Source organism: Nocardia sp. NPDC001965, assembly GCF_053594175.1.
The window spans coordinates 40,753-56,626 of record NZ_JBSFDZ010000012.1; the positions used below are offsets into that span (position 1 = coordinate 40,753).

Below are 15,874 nucleotides of genomic sequence, written 5' to 3' on the forward strand. Positions count from 1 at the left end.
CTCAGATCAGGGTGCTCAGCACCAGCCAGGACACAAAGGCCGAGGGCAGCATCGAATCGAGCCGGTCCATGATGCCGCCGTGCCCGGGGAGCATGGTGCCCATATCTTTGATGCCCAGCTCGCGTTTGATCTGCGATTCGACCAGGTCGCCCAGGGTCGCGACCACCACCAGGCCGATACCGAGCACCACGCCGATCATGGAATTGGCATCGAGCAGCAACGTGACGGTGAGCAATCCCCCGATCACGGCGAAGACCAGCGAACCGCAGAAACCCTCCCAGGATTTCTTCGGGCTGATCGAGGGCACCATCGGATGGCGGCCGAACAGCACTCCGGCGACGTAGCCGCCGACATCGGAGCACACCACCAGGATCATGAAGGTGAGCACGCGCAGATTACCGTCGGGATCCTCCAGCAGGAGCAGCACCGCGAACGACGCCAGCAGCGGAATCCAGGCCAGAGTGAACACGGCGATCGCGGTATCGCGCAGGAAATTGCGCGGGGCGGTCTGCAGGCCGTGATCGAACAGGCGCCACACCATGCAGACCAGCGCAGTCGCCGCGAACGCGCCGGTGACCCCGCCCGGACCGAACGGCCAACCCAGCCAGAAGACCGCCTGACCACCCACGATCAGCGGGGTTCGGGGCACCAGCACATCGGCCTCGCGCAGCCGCTTGGCGACCTCCCAGGTGGCGATACCGACCGCGACACCAGCGACACCGATGAACACCTTGGGGACGAAGATCAGGACCGCGATGCACAAGACCCCGAGAGTCAGTCCGACCGCCAGGGCCGCGGGTAAGTTCCGGCCCGCGCGGGACCGTTTGGGCTCGGTGCCCGCGGGCGCCGGTGTCGGTTCGGATATGCCCTCGGCCGGCGGCTGCGGTCGGGCCGCACCGGTCGCGGCGGCTTTCTCGGCCACGATTGTCCCGTCGCTCAACTCGTCGTCGTTCCGTTCGTTCCCACCCGAAGCGGGCGTCGCTCGCTCCGCTGTTCCCATTGTGCGGCAGTCCACCGGCCAGGGTGCCGGGTCGACCGCCGGTCCGATGCCCGCTCACTACGAGCACCGCATTCCGCGCGACACCTACCGCTCGTGCCGCTCTCGGACGATCCTGCGGGCCGGGCAGAGGCCCGGCCACGCCTGCGCAAGGTACCACCGCGAACCCGACGGGCCGAGTGCCCGTCTGCGCGCTCAGACCTCGAGCAGTTCGGATTCCTTGTGCTTCACCAGCTCATCGACTTGGCCGACATATCTGGCTGTGGTCTTGTCCAGTTCCTTCTCCGCGCGCCCGACCTCGTCCTCGCCGGCTTCGCCGTCCTTCTGGATCCGACCCAGTTCCTCCATGGACTTGCGGCGCACGTTGCGGATCGCGACCTTGGCGTCCTCGCCCTTCTGCTTGGCCTGTTTGACCAGCTCCCGGCGTCGCTCCTCGGTGAGCTGCGGAATGCTGATCCGTAGGATGTCACCGTTGTTGGTCGGGTTGACGCCCAGGTCGGAGTTGCGGATCGCGGTCTCGATCGGGCCCAGCTGTGCCTGCTCGTAGGGTTTGACCACCACCATCCGTGGCTCGGGCACGGTGATACTCGACATCTGGGTGATCGGGGTCGGCGATCCGTAGTAGTCGACCACGACCCGGGAGAACATACCCGGATTCGCGCGCCCGGTACGGATTCTGCCGAGATCGTCCTTCGCCACCGAGACGGCCTTCTCCATCTTCTCCTCGGCGTCGAAGAGCGCTTCTTCAATCACGACCGTTCCTCCACTGCGTCGTCATCGTCATGACCCGCGGGCCCGCGGTATCAGGATCGAACCAATGTGCCGATCTTCTCACCGGCGACCGCTCGGGCGATATTGCCCTTGGTCAACAAATTGAACACCAGCATCGGCATCTGGTTGTCCATACACAAACTGAACGCCGTCGCGTCGGCGACCTTCAGATCGCGTTCGATCACTTCCTTGTGCGTGATCTCGTGGTACATGGTGGCGTCGGGATCCAACCGCGGATCGGCGTTGAACACACCGTCGACCGCCTTGGCCATGAGCACCACCTCGGCGCCGATCTCCAGCGCCCGCTGTGCGGCCGTGGTGTCGGTCGAGAAGTACGGCATCCCCATCCCGGCACCGAAGATCACGACGCGACCCTTTTCCAGGTGCCGCTTGGCCCGCAGCGGCAGATAGGGCTCGGCCACCTGCCCCATGGTGATGGCGGTCTGTACCCGGGTGTCCACCCCCTGCTGCTGCAGGAAATCCTGGAGCGCCAGGCTGTTCATCACGGTTCCGAGCATGCCCATGTAGTCGGACCGGGCGCGTTCCATGCCGCGCTCCTCGAGCTCGGCACCGCGGAAGAAGTTCCCACCGCCGATCACCACCGCGACCTGTACCCCGGACCCCACGATCTCGGCGATCTGCTCGGCCACGGTCTCCACCACATCGGGATCCAGGCCCACCGCGCCGCCACCGAACATCTCACCGCCGAGTTTCAGCAGTACCCGGCGATATCCTGGGCGGTCGGTCCCCGGGTACGTCATCGGTTGGCGTCTCCTTCGGCATTCGGTGTGTGCTCGGTGGTCGTGCTCATGATGGTGGGTGAACGCGCGGGTGGTCGCCGGATCCGGGGACCGGCCGGCGCCTGCACCGGCCGGGTCCGGGCGCGAGGGGGCACGCCGGTTTCGGCACCAACAGAAAGCGGCCTCTATCCTGCCCTACTCGCCCACGGGCCCTGGTACTAGGTCCCCCGTGCGGGACTGTTCGCGGCCGATCTCAGAACGAAACCCCCGTCGCGGTGGACGCGGCGGGGGTCTCGTACTGGGCCGTGGATCGGATCAGGCCTGTCCGACCTCGAAGCGGGCGAACGCGGTAACGGTGACACCGGCTTCGTCCAGCAGCGCTTTCACGGTCTTCTTGTTGTCGGTGACCGACGGCTGCTCCAGCAGGACGACGTCCTTGAAGAAACCGTTGACGCGGCCCTCGGTGATCTTCGGGAGCGCACCCTCGGGCTTGCCCTCTTCGCGGGCGGTCTGCTCGGCGATACGACGCTCGTTCTCGACGATATCGGCGGGCACCTCGTCGCGGGTCACGTACTTCGCCTTGAGGGCGGCGACCTGCATGGCGGCGGCACGGGCGGCTTCGGCGGCCGCCTCACCGGAACCGGTGTACTCGACCAGTACACCGACGGCCGGGGGCAGGTCCGACGCACGCTTGTGCAGGTAGGTGGCGACCGGGCCGTCCAGGGAGACGACGCGCCGGAGTTCCAGCTTCTCGCCGATCTTGGCGGCCAGCGCCTGCAGCGCCTCGTCGACGGTCCCGCCGTCGAGAGCCACAGCCTTCAGCGCGTCCACATCGGCGGGCTTGGCGGCCGCCGCGGCGGCGGCGATCTTGTCCGCCAGCGCCTGGAACTCCGCGTTCTTGGCCACGAAGTCGGTCTCGGAGTTGATCTCGACCATCACGCCGTCCTTGGCGATGACCAGGCCCTCCGCCGTCGTGCGCTCGGCCCGCTTGCCGACATCCTTGGCGCCCTTGATGCGCAGCAGCTCGACGGCCTTGTCGAAATCGCCCTCGGTCTCGACCAGCGCGTTCTTACAATCCATCATTCCGGAGCCGGTGAGCTCCCGCAGCCGCTTCACGTCAGCGGCGGTGTAGTTCGCCATCGGGGGCGAGCCTCCTTCGAGAAAGTCTGATACCGGGCAGTGGTGGTCACGACTCGACGAGGCGTGACCACCACTGTGGGAAGTTCGATCCGGCGGGCGCTCATCATGGCAATGGCCGGTGAGCGCCCGCCGAACGCGAGGTTACGACTCAGGCGTCGGCCGGGGTCTCCGCCGGGGTCTCCGCCGGCGCCTCGGCGGCGGCTTCGGCCGGCGCCTCGGTGCTCGGGGCGGCCTGCGCCAGCAGTTCCTGCTCCCACTCCGGCAGCGGCTCGGCGGCGCTCGCCTCGGGCTTGTCGTCGCCGCCGGAACGGCCGGCCCGGGCCTGTACACCCTCGGCCACCGCGGAAGCGACGACCTTGGTGAGCAGCGCGGCCGAGCGGATCGCGTCGTCGTTACCCGGGATCGGGTAGTCGACCAGGTCGGGATCGCAGTTGGTGTCCAGGATCGCGATGACCGGGATGTTCAGCTTGCGGGCCTCGCCGACGGCGATGTGCTCCTTGTTGGTGTCGACGACCCAGATGGCCGACGGCACCTTCTGCATATCCCGGATACCACCGAGGGTGCGGTCCAGTTTGTTCATCTCACGCGTGAGCATGAGGATTTCCTTCTTGGTGCGACCCTCGAAACCACCGGTCTGCTCCATCGCCTCGAGTTCCTTGAGGCGCTGCAGGCGCTTGTGCACGGTGGAGAAGTTGGTGAGCATGCCACCCAGCCAGCGCTGGTTCACATACGGCATACCGACCCGGGTGGCCTCGGCCGCGATGGACTCCTGCGCCTGCTTCTTGGTGCCGACGAAAAGGACGGTGCCGCCGTGGGCGACGGTCTCCTTGACGAATTCGTAGGCCTTGTCGATGTAGGTCAGCGTCTGCTGCAGATCGATGATGTAGATGCCGTTGCGGTCGGTGAAGATGAACCGCTTCATCTTCGGGTTCCAGCGACGGGTCTGGTGCCCGAAATGCGCGCCGCTGTCGAGCAGCTGCTTCATTGTTACGACAGCCATGGCTCCCGTATCTCTCTTTCGTTGCCGGTTGACGCAGCGGGCCGGCGGCCTGCTGCCCTGGCACCACAGAACGCTCGGACCCGATCAGCGGATCGGGACCAGCCGAGACGTTCCCCTGTTCCGGAATTGCGCCGACCCCGGCCGGCTCCGACAGGAGTTCGGTGGGGCAACGCCGTGTGAACAAGCACGGTGGTGCGCGAAGTCGGTCGGTGCGAACACGGACCGCTCGGCCAGTTTACGGCGTGGGCTGCGCGTACGGGAAATCGCCCGGTCGGATCACCTGAGTATCGGCAATCCGGGCGCCCGAATGAAACATCAATTGTTCACAGTAGGTGAGTTGTCCACAGGCGGCGGAATTGCCGGTTCCGGGCCGGTCATCGCGGCGGCAGGCTTGGCATATGACCTGCGAAACCACTCCCACCGGGGCCGATGCGGCAACCGCGGCGAATCCTGACCTCCCACCGGCGCCACAGAGCTGGCCCCATATCGCGCGCCGCACCCGGACACCGGATACCGGCGGGTACCCGACCCGGCCGTTACCGGCCTGGCCACGCCGGACCACCGAGCAGGCATCCGGCCGGCGCGATATCCATCGCGGTCGCGGCACCGGGCGATGCACCCGCCGGACGGCTACCGGCGGGACGGTGGCAGCGGCCGCCTCGCCGCCCGGCGCGACCGGAATCCGGTCGACCGGCCGGCACCGGGCAGTATCGACGACTCGGCCCGAGGAGCGCGTGGTGCCCGATCCACCCCGTGCCACCGGCCCGAGCGATCTGGAACGACGCGCCAGGCGATACGAGCGCCGGATGACGAGCCGGGCAGCGTCGTCCCCTCGCCGCGAACGCTCCATCCCGGATTTCCCGGACCCGGGAGCCGTCCGCGGGTCACAGCGGACCGCACCGGTACACCCGACCCGATTCCCCGCCGTGCGCCCCGGCCGGCCACCCCTGCCCGGGCCGGCACCGGCCCGGCACGCGCCCGATCGTCACCTCCGGCGTGCCCCGGGAAGAAACCCGATTCCGCGCCCCGATGTGGACAACCGACGACCACCCGGCACCGGGCAGCGCGGGCCCGGGCCGGGCCGCCGCCGAGCGGCCGCACCGCGCAACCGGCTGGATACCTTGATCGGTGCGGCGCTGACGACGATGCTCATCGCATTCCCGCTCGGTCCGGCAACCGCGGCCGCGGCCTACGCCGGCGAACCCGCCACAGTGACCCGCTCCGGAGCGGCGATGGGCCGCCCGACCCTCGCGGTCGCCGGACCGTCCCCGATCCGCAGCACCCCGGCCGAGACACAGGGAAACAGACCGCCTCTACTCCACCGCGTTCCCCTCGAGAGAACAACCGGCTCCGCCGTGGGTACACCGGAAACGGCTGTGGCCGAACCGAACGCTCCTTCGGCGCGGGAAGTCTTCCAACCGGCGAGCACAGACGAGGGCGCTCCCGTCGCCGAGCCGTCCTCGACCGATATCGCGGCCGCCGCACCGACCGGGTCGAGCCGGGCCCGTGCCTGCGGGACGGGATCGCATTCGGGTTCGGGCACCGGATCTGCGGCGGTGTGCCGGGTGATCCCACTGCTGCGGGATCTGGTGCGCGAACTCGTGCGACTCGCGCCACGGCCGGTATCACCGTGCCCGTGCCCCGACCGTGCCCGGTGACCGGAATCCGCGACCTTCCGGGGTGTGCGCCACCCACCCAGCGACGGAGTGGATGGCGATCGGGCTGTATCCACCACCGAGCCGGGCGGACACCGCGGGCCCGCCCGGCCGTCGGGGTGGCTCGCGTAGCGACAGTCGCGGTACTCGCGACCGTGGCAGTGCACATCCCGGGGTCCGCGGCGGCCGCGCCGGAGACCCGGTTCGACTGGCCGTTGCGTCCACGACCGGTGGTCGGGCGGCCGTTCGATCCACCCGAGCAGGACTGGCTGCCCGGCCATCGCGGCGTAGACCTGGCCGGTGTGCCCGGGCAGGCCGTCTACGCGGCCGGTTCGGGAACCGTGGTCTTCGCCGGGAAGGTGGCCGGTAAAGCAGTGGTGGCGATACTCCACCCGGGCGGTTTACGAACCACCTATGAACCGGTGGACAGCGAGGTGCCGGTGGGTCGGCGGGTCACCCGCGGCGTTCGGATCGGCGAATTGGCTGCCGGCCACCCCGGATGCGCCGCATCTGCCTGCCTGCACTGGGGTCTGCGCCGGGAGAACACCGCACACGCGTCACGTGAGTACCTCGACCCGCTGGGTCTCCTGCGCAGGACCCCGATCAGACTGAAACCGGTGGACCCGGCGAACGCTCCCGGCACCTGAGAGTCGCTTCCTACCGTCGTGCGAGCAACGGCGCGAGTACCCGGCTTCGGCGCAACTCACGGACCGGAGCGTTTCGGCACGGGCCTATGGACCGACCGCTTCGACACAGGCCTACAGACCGACGGCTTCGGCGCAACTCGCGGGTTCGACAGTTTCAGCACAGGCTTACAGACCGACGGTTTCGGCACAGGCCCACAGGCTCGACGGCTTCGGCAAACAGGTCACAGCTCGATGAGACCGGCCCGAGGCTCGGTGATCATCGAGGGCACGGAAGGAAGGCGGCCGGCATCCTCGGCATGCACGATCTCGGCGAAACGCCGATGACCTCGGCCCCGGTTCGGGTATGCGCTCCGGCGTGAGCCACTCCGCTCCGGCCACGCCCTTCGGCCGTATCCCGGCACTGTTACCGGAGATGACCGATAGGGCGATATCGGACGGGATGAACGCGCGGTCACACGCGGGCCGCGGGTAACCGGCGCGACCCGGCTCGCCTTCGGCTACCCGTGCCTCACCCGGGTGGTCCGGGATGCACCACCACGTATCCGGCCACGACCAGCACCGCGATCGCCACTGCAACGGCCACCGACCGGATCGTCGGCACAGCCGAACCGGCAGCTCCGAGATGCAGGCGGCGATTGCGCCGATATCCCAGTGCGGCGATGGTCAGCAAGACCAGGCAGGCGATACCCGGCAGGAGCGCGGCCGGATCCCACCCCTCCTCGAAGACTGCGCGCAGCAGCAGAATCGCGACCGCCACACATCCCAGGCAGGTACGCCGCCAGGACAGCGCTGTGCGTTCCGCGGCCAGCCGGATCTCGGTCGGATTCGTCACGGCGCCACCTCAGTGCAGGAGTACGGCCACACAGGCGAGTACCGCAACGAACGCGGTGCCGGCGGACAACACCGGAACCAGTACGGTGCCCGGCAGCGGCCGCCCCTGATCCATCGCAACCCGGATCCGCCGCCAATGCAGATACGCACCCACCGCCACCACCAGCGAAAGCACCAAGCAGCTCACAGCCAGCGCGGTCCGGAAATCCGTACTCCACTGCTCCTGTACGACCGCGTGCACCGCCACCCCGCCGGCCAACAGCCCCAGCGCGGTGCGGATCCAGGAGAGAAATGTGCGCTCGTTGGCAAGCGTGAACCGGTAGTCGATCGGCGCCGTATCGTCCACTGCCGCATCCCCGGACTCCTCGCGATCCGGACTCATCCGGCGATCGCGCTGGTAGTGGTTTGCACGCTCACCTCCCGCTGTACCGGTCGGCCGCAGTTGGACGGCTCCGCCGGACAGCGTAAGCGCCGGGCCGGGACGCGTCCAACCATCGGCTCGGCACGGTGCGTGTCCCGCGACGTGCCCGTATCGACACCCGACCAGGTCGGTGATCCAGCCTCGCTCCGGGCGGTTACGCGGCCTTCCCATGAGGCGCCGAGAATTCTGTGTGCGCCGGAACCCGCCGTTCGGGACGGTTCGCCGAGCGGGCGCGGGACGTCGTCCGATCGGAACCCGAGCGCCGGAGGGCAGGACAGACCGGGCACCACAGCCGGGATCCGGGCCGCACCGGCCCGGAGCGGGGACATGCCGTGGATTGCCGTTCCGCTCCGAGATGGCCGCACTCGAACGGGTCAGGCCCGCGGATGCGCTTGGTCGTGGGCTTTTCGGAGACGGTCGATGGACACATGGGTGTACAGCTGGGTCGTCGCGAGGCTGGCGTGGCCGAGCAGTTCCTGCACCACCCGCAGATCGGCGCCGCCTTCCAAGAGGTGTGTAGCCGCGGTGTGCCGCAGTCCGTGCGGACTCATATCGGCAGTGCCCGGCACCGCGGACACCACGGCATGTACCACCGCCCGCGCCTGACGTTGGTCGAGCCGGCGGCCGCGCCGGCCCAGCAGCAAGGCGCGACCGGATTCGGCGGTGGCCAGGGTGGGTCGTCCATAGCGCAGCCATTCGCCCACGGCGTGGTCGGCGGGTCCGCCGAACGGCGCCGAACGCTCTCGATTGCCCTTGCCCAGCACTCGCACCAGCCGCCGCTCCCGGTCGATATCGTCGATATCGAGCCCGCACAGTTCGCCGACCCGGATACCGGTGGCGTACAGCAGTTCGACAATGAGCCGATCCCGCAACGCCATCGGATCGTGCTGCTCGGCACCTGATTCCGCGGCATTCATCACTCGGCCGGCCTGTTCCTGTCCGAGAACGGCAGGCAGGCTGCGGTGGGCTTTCGGCGCGGCCAGCCGGAGACCGGGATCGACAGTGAGCAGACCGGACCGGGTGAGCCACGCGGTGAACGCCCGCGCCGCCGAGGCCCGCCGGGCCATACTCGTGCGGGCCGCTCCGCGCTCGGCGTGCGCCGCCAGCCACGAGCGCATGGCCGCCAGGTCCAGTTCCCGGACCGAGGCGTCGGCGGCGTGATCGACCAGATGCCCCAGCAGCGATCGGATATCGCCCAGATAGGCCCGCACCGTATGCGCCGACCGGTTACGGCCGAGCCGCAGATACCGGCCGTACTCGGTCAGCAGGGCTTCGAGATCCTCGGGCAACTCGCGCACCGTCCCACCGTCGCCCGCTCCCCCGCGAACCGCAAGCCCGCACGCCGAAATCGGTCCGCCGATATCTGTCGGGCACGAGCCGGCGGGATCACGGCGCGCGCAGATACGGGAATGGATGGCAAAAGGCCGAACCGGTGCCCCGCGCACCGACGGGATGCCCAGCGGGATCACGTGTCGCGCACTGTCACCTGCGGTCCGCGCGATGCCGCGAGCGCATCGGAACCGACCCAGCGGGCACAACACTCGGCTGCGCACCCATCTCAGGGACAGGGTCGCCGAATATGTGCGCTGTACCTTGCCCGTTCGGATGTCGCTCTCACGGCCAGGACAGGACTCCCAGCATGCACGCTTCGTTTCGACGCGGAACGCAGTGATCGCGGCCCGGTCGATTACGGCGAATGCGGCCTGTCCATTCGGCGGCGCGCGCTCTGTGCACGGCGATGGGTTCGGCGCGACGGCGACGGTGGGCCGGACAACACGTGAGACCCGGCAAGCCGTCGCGGGGACCGCCCGTTTTCCGAGTGCCGGGCTCGGGCGGGGCTCACTCACGCTCCACCCGACCCAGCCGGTACCAGCCCGCCGCCCCGCGGCCGGCCGCCCCGGCCAGATCGAGCGCGACCAGAGCGGCCCGGACCTCGCCTGCCGTCATTCCGGTCGATGCCGCGATATCCGGCGGCCATCGGCCGCCCACGCTGGGAAGCGCGGCCAGGACCCGGGCATCGGTACCGGCCGGTCCGGCCGCGGACGACGACCGGACAGCGGACAGCGGCAGGTGCAGAGGCGCGGTTTCGGTGAGCACATCCTCCGGACCGGTGACGAGCACCGCTTCCCCTTCGCGGATCATCCGGTGACAGCCCGCGGAGGCCGCCGAATCCACCGATCCGGGCACCGCGAGTGCCGGACGCCCGATCCGGCGTGCCCATTTCACGGTATTGCGGGCGCCGCTGCGCATCCCCGCCTCGACCACCAGCACTCCGTCGGACAAGGCGGCGATCAGCCGGTTCCTGGCCAGGAAGTGATGCTTCCGGGCGGCCACGCCCGGCGGGTATTCGCTCACCACCAGACCGGCCTCCGCGATCCGGGCGATCAGCCGATCGTGCTGAGCAGGGTAGGGCCGGTCCGGACCGCAGGCGAGCACGGCGACGGTGGGCCCACCGGCAGCGAGAGCGGCCCGGTGCGCCGTGCCGTCGATACCGAACGCCGCGCCGGAGACGATCGTCCAACCACGAGATGCCAACTCTCCGGCGATCTCGCTCGCCACCCTGTCGCCGTAACCGGTACTGCACCGGGCACCGACCACCGCGAGCGCTCGCTCGGTGAGTTCGCTCAGATTCCGGTCGCCGCGAACCCAGAACACCAGCGGTACCGCGCCGTCCGGGTCACGGCCGGGAGCCAGCCGGGTCAGTCCCAGCATCCGCCAGGCCGGCCATTCCGCATCATCCGGTGTGACGAGCCGTCCGCCACCGTCGCGAACGGCCACCAGATCGCGCGCGGCCGAATCCAGCTCGCGCCGCCGTGCGGTGGCACCGAGCAGCACTGGAGGCAGCGCGTGTTCGCGCACCGCCCGGGCCGCCTCGCGTACTCCGACCGATTCGATCAGTGCGGTCAGCGCCGGACACGGCCCGAGCACCACCCGGGACAGATATGCCCAGGCCAGTTGCACCTCCTCGTGCTCGCCGAGTGGCGCCCCCGCCGACGGCGAGCCCGCACCCGTGGTGTTCACCGTGGGCTCCGCTGCCGGAAGTCGAGCGCCTGCATCGCATCGTGGGCGGTCGGCCTGTCGCCGCCACGTAGATCGCAGACGGTCCAGGCGACGCGCAAGGCCCGATCGGCGCCCCGCGCCGAGATCCGGCCCAGCCGCAGCGCCGATTCCACCGGCGCCGTCGTCTCGGCGGGCAACGGAAACCGCCGGCGCAACGCATGGCCGGGAACCTCGGCATTGGTGCGCCAGCCGTCATCACGCCAGCGCGCCACCGCGGCGGCCCGGGCGGCGGTCACCCTGGTGCGTACGGTCGCGCTGTCCTCCGATTCCGCCGCCGTGAATCCGGCTCCCGAGATCGGGTGCATCTGCAGCCAGATATCGATGCGATCCATCAGCGGGCCGGACAGTTTTCCGAGATAGCGGCGCCGAGCGAGCGGCGCGCAGATGCAGTCCACATCACGAGCCGGGGCGCAGGGGCAGGGATTCGCGGCCAGGACCAGTTGGAACCGCGCCGGATAACGAGCCACACCGTCGCGGCGCGCGATCCGGACCTCGCCCTCCTCCAGCGGGGTCCGCATGGCCTCGAGTACCTTGGCACCGATCTCGGCGCATTCGTCCAGGAACAGCACGCCCCGGTGGGCGCGGCTCACCGCGCCGGGCCGCGCCGATCCTGATCCGCCGCCCACCATGGCACTCACCGAAGTCGAATGATGCGGCGCGACGAAGGGCGGGACGGTGATCAGCGGTTGTTCGTCGGACAGCGTGCCGGCCACCGAGTGCACGGCGGTGACCTCGAGCGCCTCGCTCTCCGACAGTGGCGGCAGCAGCCCGGGCAGGCGTTGCGCCAACATGGTCTTGCCGATACCCGGTGCGCCGGTGAGCAGCAGGTGATGCCCGCCCGCGGCGGCGACCTCCAACGCCCAGCGCGCCTCGTGCTGGCCGGCGACATCGCGGAGATCCCCGCCCGGTACCGGCGGCCGGGCCGGGCGGAACCCCGGTGATTCGGCCAGGTCTGCTTCGCCGCGCAGCCAGTCGAGAACAGCGCGCAGAGTGGGCGCGCCCAGGACCCGGATCCCCTCCACCGAACCCGCCTCCGGCCCCGCTTCCTCGGGGACCACGACTGTCCGGTGACCGGCGCGCCGGGCCGCGAGCACGGCGGGCAGGATTCCCCGGACCCGGCGCAGTCGGCCGTCGAGTGCCAGTTCGCCCAGGAGCACCGTATCGGTGAGACGCTCCGCAGGTACGGCGCCGGCGGCATCGAGGACCGCGACCGCCAGCGCGAGATCGTAGACAGATCCGACCTTGGGCAGCGTCGCCGGCGACAGCGCCAGGATCACCCGCCCGTCCGGCCATTTCTCGCCGGTGTTGGCGACGGCCGCACGGACCCGGTCCCGGGATTCCTGCAATGCGGCGTCCGGCAGACCCACCAGATGCACCGACGGCAGACCCTGGCCGATATCGGCTTCGATCTCGACGACCAGTCCGTCGATCCCGCGCACGGCGATGGAGCTGGCCCGGCCGAGCGGCATCAGAACACCGCCCGCAGATGATCGATCACCGGCTCGGCGGTGCGGGAGAGCAGGATCGCGATCACATCGAAGCGGATCCGCTGCCACGGCCCGTCCTGTTCGGTGAGCCAGAGCAACGCCAACCGGCGGATCCGTTGCCGCTTGTCGTAGGTGACGGCCTCCGCCGGAGTCCCGTAGCCGAGCCCCGATCTGGTTTTCACCTCGACGAACGCGATTACGCCCGCATCGCGGACCACCAGGTCCAGCTCGCCGTATCGGCACCGCCAATTACGGCAGATGATCTCCATACCGGCGGCCTGCAGATACCTGGCCGCCAGTTCCTCCCCTTGTGCGCCGAGCGCCGCGTTGTGTCCCACCGGCCCAGCATCCGCGGCCGCCCCGCAGTCGATGCGGTGATCACCTGCGGAAACAGCAGGCCTGTGGACAACCCGGGCCTGTGGACAGATCACCCGGCGGACCGCACGCGCCTTGCGGCGCGACGGCTCATTCGGGCAGGCGCAGGTCCGGCTTCTCCAGCTCTTCGATGTTCACGTCTTTGAAGGTGATCACGCGGACGTGTTTGACGAAGCGGGCGGGCCGATACATATCCCACACCCACGCATCACTCATCCGGACTTCGAAGTACACCTCGCCGTCGGCGTTCTGCGGTCGTAGCTCCACCGAGTTGGCCAGATAGAAGCGGCGTTCGGTTTCCACCACGTACGAGAACTGACCGACGATGTCCTTGTACTCCCGGTAGAGCGAGAGCTCCATCTCGGTTTCGTATTTCTCGAGGTCCTCGGCACTCATCTGGTGGAACGTCCTCCTTCTCGCCGCAGTGCGTCTGCTGACATCATCGCTCATCACGCCCGGGCATGTCACCGTGGGCCGGGCGGCACGGCGCCGGTGCGCCGCCCCGAGGGTCCTGGTGGGCCGCGCGGGGCCCGGTCAGGCGGCGCCGCCGGGGTCGGCGGCCGCGAACACCAGGGATTCGGTCGCCGCGGATACCGGCGCGCCGCATTCGCGCACCGTACGCCAGGACCGGCGATGTTCCGGGCACGGACCGAGCCGGCGCAACGCTTCGAGGTGCTGCGCCGTGTTGTAACCCTTGTGCTCGGCGAATCCATAGCCCGGCCGCCGCTGATCGAGTTCGACCATCATCCGGTCCCGAGTGACCTTGGCGAGCACACTGGCCGCGGCGATACAGGCGGCACTGGCGTCGCCGCCGATCACCGGCAGCGACGGCACCGCGAGGCCCGGCACCCGGAAACCGTCGGTGAGCACATAGCCCGGCGAACAGTCGAGGCCCGCGACCGCACGCCGCATACCCTCGATATTGGCGACGTGGATCCCGATGACGTCGATCTCCGCGGCCGGGATCACCACGACCTTCCAGGCCAGGGCCAGGCGCTTGATCACCGGGAACAGCGATTCCCGGGCCGCCTCGGTGAGCTTCTTGGAATCGTTGAGCCCGGCCAGCGCGGCAGACGCTTTCGGCGCGAGAACACACGCGGCCACCACGAGTGGCCCGGCGCTCGGCCCGCGACCTGCCTCGTCCACACCCGCGACCGGCCCGAGGCCGCTGCGGATGAGCGCCGAATCGAGCGTCCGCAAACCCGCCGCCCTGCGTATCACCGCACGCGGCGGCCAACTGCTGCCTCGCCCCGTACCGGCGCCGGCACGCTTACCTCGTGTCACTCGCCACCTCGCGACAGATGATCGGAACCACGCCCCGATTATCGCGCACCGGATCGGACGCTGCGCCGGTAGGTCCGGTCGAACGGCTTGCCGGGCAATGCGATCGGCCGCACCGGAAACGCAGCGGGGCTCCGGGATACCCGGCCGGACGACGGCCGAGCACCTTCCCGACTATTGCGGATTCTGCGAAGTGACCGGACCGATCCGGCCGGGCGGCCAGATCTTGAAGACGGCTTTACCGCGCACGTTCTCGATGGGCACCGTGCCCTGCAGGTCGTCGCCGACGTGGGCGCGGGAATCGCGAGATTCGTTGCGATTGTCGCCCATGACCCACAGATGACCCGGCGGAACCAGTACGGGCCCGAACACCCGGCCGACCGGGTACGCGGCGTTCTGCTGACCCTGCACCCACGGATAGTCGTCGGCGACGTAGGGCTCGTCCAGCGGTTTACCGTCCACCATGACCCGGCCCTGGTCGTCGCAGCATTCCACGGTCTGGCCGCCGACCGCGATCACCCGTTTCACCAGGTCGTTCTCATCCGGTGGTACGAGGCCGAAGAAAGCGAAGAAGTTCTGGATACCGCGGACCGCGGGATTGTCCGAGCGGATGGAGACGTAGTGATCGTTCCAGGACGGCGGTCCCACGAACACGACCACATCGCCGGGTTTCGGATCGCTCCAGTAATAGCTCACCTTCTGCACGTAGATCCGGTCGCCGGTGCAGCCGGCGCAACCGTGCAGGGTGGGCTCCATCGACTGGGATGGGATGACATACGGGCGGCCGACGAAGGTGACCATGAGGGCGGCGATGATCGCCGCAATGACCAGCAGGATGGGGAGTTCCTGCCAGAACGGGCGCTGCCGCTTCGCTTTGACCTGCTTTCGCGCCCGACGCCTTCTCGGCGGTTCGTCCCTGGATCCGGATCCGGAAACCGACCAACTCTCATCTGCCACGCGAACAGCGTAGCCCGGTGCCACAACGGAATCGTGGCACCGGGCTACATATGCTTTTCGCCGAGGTCACCGGCGTGCACCGGGGCGCACGGGTGTCGGCGGTCAGCGAAGGGTCAGCGCTTTTCCTTGATCTTGGCGGCCTTACCGCGCAGCTCGCGCAGGTAGTACAGCTTGGCACGGCGGACATCACCGCGGGTCACCACATCGATGTGATCGATGGTGGGGCTGTGCACCGGGAAGGTGCGCTCCACGCCGACACCGAACGACACCTTGCGCACGGTGAAGGTCTCGCGGATACCGCCGCCCTGGCGCCGGATGACGACGCCCTTGAAGACCTGGATACGTTCCTTGGAGCCCTCGATGACCTTCACGTGCACATTGAGGGTGTCGCCCGGCCGGAAGTCGGGGACGTCGCTGCGCAGCGAGCTCTCGTCGACGAAATCAAGGGTGTTCATGATCATCCTTCTGATGGTCGCGCGAACAGAGGAACCTGGCGGCGCGGTTGCTCGACC

17 protein-coding genes are annotated in these 15,874 nt (G+C 69.0%); 2 read left to right on the forward strand and 15 right to left on the reverse strand.

Translation table 11 applies throughout. From position 1 onward, the window contains the following. Window position 1: 1 nt before the first annotated feature. The 5 genes from ACWCPQ_RS18650 to rpsB form a co-directional block, all read right to left on the reverse strand. A complete protein-coding gene (locus tag ACWCPQ_RS18650) occupies window positions 2–1,000 on the reverse strand; it encodes a phosphatidate cytidylyltransferase (RefSeq protein ID WP_449900336.1) in 999 nt (332 codons plus the stop codon). Window positions 1,001–1,192: 192 nt separating this feature from the next. Next, window positions 1,193–1,750, reverse strand: coding sequence for a ribosome recycling factor (frr, locus tag ACWCPQ_RS18655; RefSeq protein WP_449900338.1), 558 nt, complete (start codon window positions 1,748–1,750; stop codon window positions 1,193–1,195). Between the two features lie 50 nt (window positions 1,751–1,800). Further along, window positions 1,801–2,529 carry a UMP kinase gene (pyrH, locus tag ACWCPQ_RS18660; protein WP_030521770.1) on the reverse strand — a complete coding sequence of 243 codons (729 nt, stop codon included), beginning with the start codon at window positions 2,527–2,529 and terminating at the stop codon, window positions 1,801–1,803. 294 nt (window positions 2,530–2,823) lie between these two features. After that, complete coding sequence (tsf, locus tag ACWCPQ_RS18665) at window positions 2,824–3,648, reverse strand: translation elongation factor Ts (protein ID WP_449900341.1); 825 nt, start codon at window positions 3,646–3,648, stop codon at window positions 2,824–2,826. 148 nt (window positions 3,649–3,796) lie between these two features. Continuing rightward, window positions 3,797–4,648 carry a 30S ribosomal protein S2 gene (gene rpsB, locus ACWCPQ_RS18670; protein ID WP_449900343.1) on the reverse strand — a complete coding sequence of 284 codons (852 nt, stop codon included), beginning with the start codon at window positions 4,646–4,648 and terminating at the stop codon, window positions 3,797–3,799. Window positions 4,649–6,024: 1,376 nt separating this feature from the next. Between rpsB and ACWCPQ_RS18675 the strand changes: the two genes are divergently transcribed. Next, entirely contained in the window at window positions 6,025–6,306 is a 282-nt protein-coding gene (locus ACWCPQ_RS18675) for a hypothetical protein (protein WP_449900345.1), read from the forward strand. 152 nt (window positions 6,307–6,458) lie between these two features. Further along, complete coding sequence (locus ACWCPQ_RS18680; RefSeq protein ID WP_449900346.1) at window positions 6,459–6,950, forward strand: M23 family metallopeptidase; 492 nt, start codon at window positions 6,459–6,461, stop codon at window positions 6,948–6,950. Window positions 6,951–7,458: 508 nt separating this feature from the next. Here ACWCPQ_RS18680 and ACWCPQ_RS18685 read toward each other — a convergent pair. The 10 genes from ACWCPQ_RS18685 to rplS all read right to left on the reverse strand — a co-directional run bounded on the left by ACWCPQ_RS18685 (window position 7,459) and on the right by rplS (window position 15,817). Beyond that, window positions 7,459–7,782: a DUF202 domain-containing protein gene (locus tag ACWCPQ_RS18685; RefSeq protein WP_449900347.1), complete on the reverse strand. Its 324-nt coding sequence runs from the start codon at window positions 7,780–7,782 to the stop codon at window positions 7,459–7,461. 9 nt (window positions 7,783–7,791) lie between these two features. Further along, window positions 7,792–8,127, reverse strand: coding sequence for a YidH family protein (locus ACWCPQ_RS18690; RefSeq protein ID WP_449900596.1), 336 nt, complete (start codon window positions 8,125–8,127; stop codon window positions 7,792–7,794). A gap of 449 nt (window positions 8,128–8,576) precedes the next feature. Further along, on the reverse strand, window positions 8,577–9,500 hold the full coding sequence (locus tag ACWCPQ_RS18695) for a tyrosine recombinase XerC (RefSeq protein WP_449900349.1): 924 nt from the start codon (window positions 9,498–9,500) through the stop codon (window positions 8,577–8,579). Between the two features lie 541 nt (window positions 9,501–10,041). Further along, entirely contained in the window at window positions 10,042–11,157 is a 1,116-nt protein-coding gene (gene dprA / locus ACWCPQ_RS18700) for a DNA-processing protein DprA (protein ID WP_449900598.1), read from the reverse strand. 62 nt (window positions 11,158–11,219) lie between these two features. Continuing rightward, window positions 11,220–12,731: a YifB family Mg chelatase-like AAA ATPase gene (locus ACWCPQ_RS18705; protein ID WP_449900352.1), complete on the reverse strand. Its 1,512-nt coding sequence runs from the start codon at window positions 12,729–12,731 to the stop codon at window positions 11,220–11,222. Beyond that, window positions 12,731–13,087, reverse strand: coding sequence for a YraN family protein (locus ACWCPQ_RS18710; protein WP_449900353.1), 357 nt, complete (start codon window positions 13,085–13,087; stop codon window positions 12,731–12,733). The genes ACWCPQ_RS18705 and ACWCPQ_RS18710 overlap by 1 nt, the downstream gene beginning before the upstream one ends. A gap of 127 nt (window positions 13,088–13,214) precedes the next feature. Continuing rightward, complete coding sequence (locus ACWCPQ_RS18715) at window positions 13,215–13,520, reverse strand: DUF2469 domain-containing protein (protein ID WP_011210678.1); 306 nt, start codon at window positions 13,518–13,520, stop codon at window positions 13,215–13,217. 138 nt (window positions 13,521–13,658) lie between these two features. Continuing rightward, window positions 13,659–14,408 (reverse strand): ribonuclease HII, encoded by a 750-nt coding sequence (locus ACWCPQ_RS18720; RefSeq protein ID WP_449900355.1) that lies wholly within the window; start codon window positions 14,406–14,408, stop codon window positions 13,659–13,661. Window positions 14,409–14,579: 171 nt separating this feature from the next. Further along, a complete protein-coding gene (gene lepB / locus ACWCPQ_RS18725; RefSeq protein WP_449900358.1) occupies window positions 14,580–15,362 on the reverse strand; it encodes a signal peptidase I in 783 nt (260 codons plus the stop codon). A gap of 113 nt (window positions 15,363–15,475) precedes the next feature. Further along, window positions 15,476–15,817 carry a 50S ribosomal protein L19 gene (gene rplS, locus ACWCPQ_RS18730; RefSeq protein ID WP_030521783.1) on the reverse strand — a complete coding sequence of 114 codons (342 nt, stop codon included), beginning with the start codon at window positions 15,815–15,817 and terminating at the stop codon, window positions 15,476–15,478. Window positions 15,818–15,874: the final 57 nt, after the last annotated feature.

Coding starts and splice junctions, on each gene's coding strand:
- ACWCPQ_RS18650 (WP_449900336.1), bottom strand. CDS start 1,000: ATGGGAACAGCGGAGCGAGCGACGCCCGCTTCGGGTGGGAACGAACGG.
- pyrH (WP_030521770.1), bottom strand. CDS start 2,529: ATGACGTACCCGGGGACCGACCGCCCAGGATATCGCCGGGTACTGCTG.
- tsf (WP_449900341.1), bottom strand. CDS start 3,648: ATGGCGAACTACACCGCCGCTGACGTGAAGCGGCTGCGGGAGCTCACC.
- rpsB (WP_449900343.1), bottom strand. CDS start 4,648: ATGGCTGTCGTAACAATGAAGCAGCTGCTCGACAGCGGCGCGCATTTC.
- ACWCPQ_RS18705 (WP_449900352.1), bottom strand. CDS start 12,731: ATGCCGCTCGGCCGGGCCAGCTCCATCGCCGTGCGCGGGATCGACGGA.
- ACWCPQ_RS18715 (WP_011210678.1), bottom strand. CDS start 13,520: ATGAGTGCCGAGGACCTCGAGAAATACGAAACCGAGATGGAGCTCTCG.
- rplS (WP_030521783.1), bottom strand. CDS start 15,817: ATGAACACCCTTGATTTCGTCGACGAGAGCTCGCTGCGCAGCGACGTC.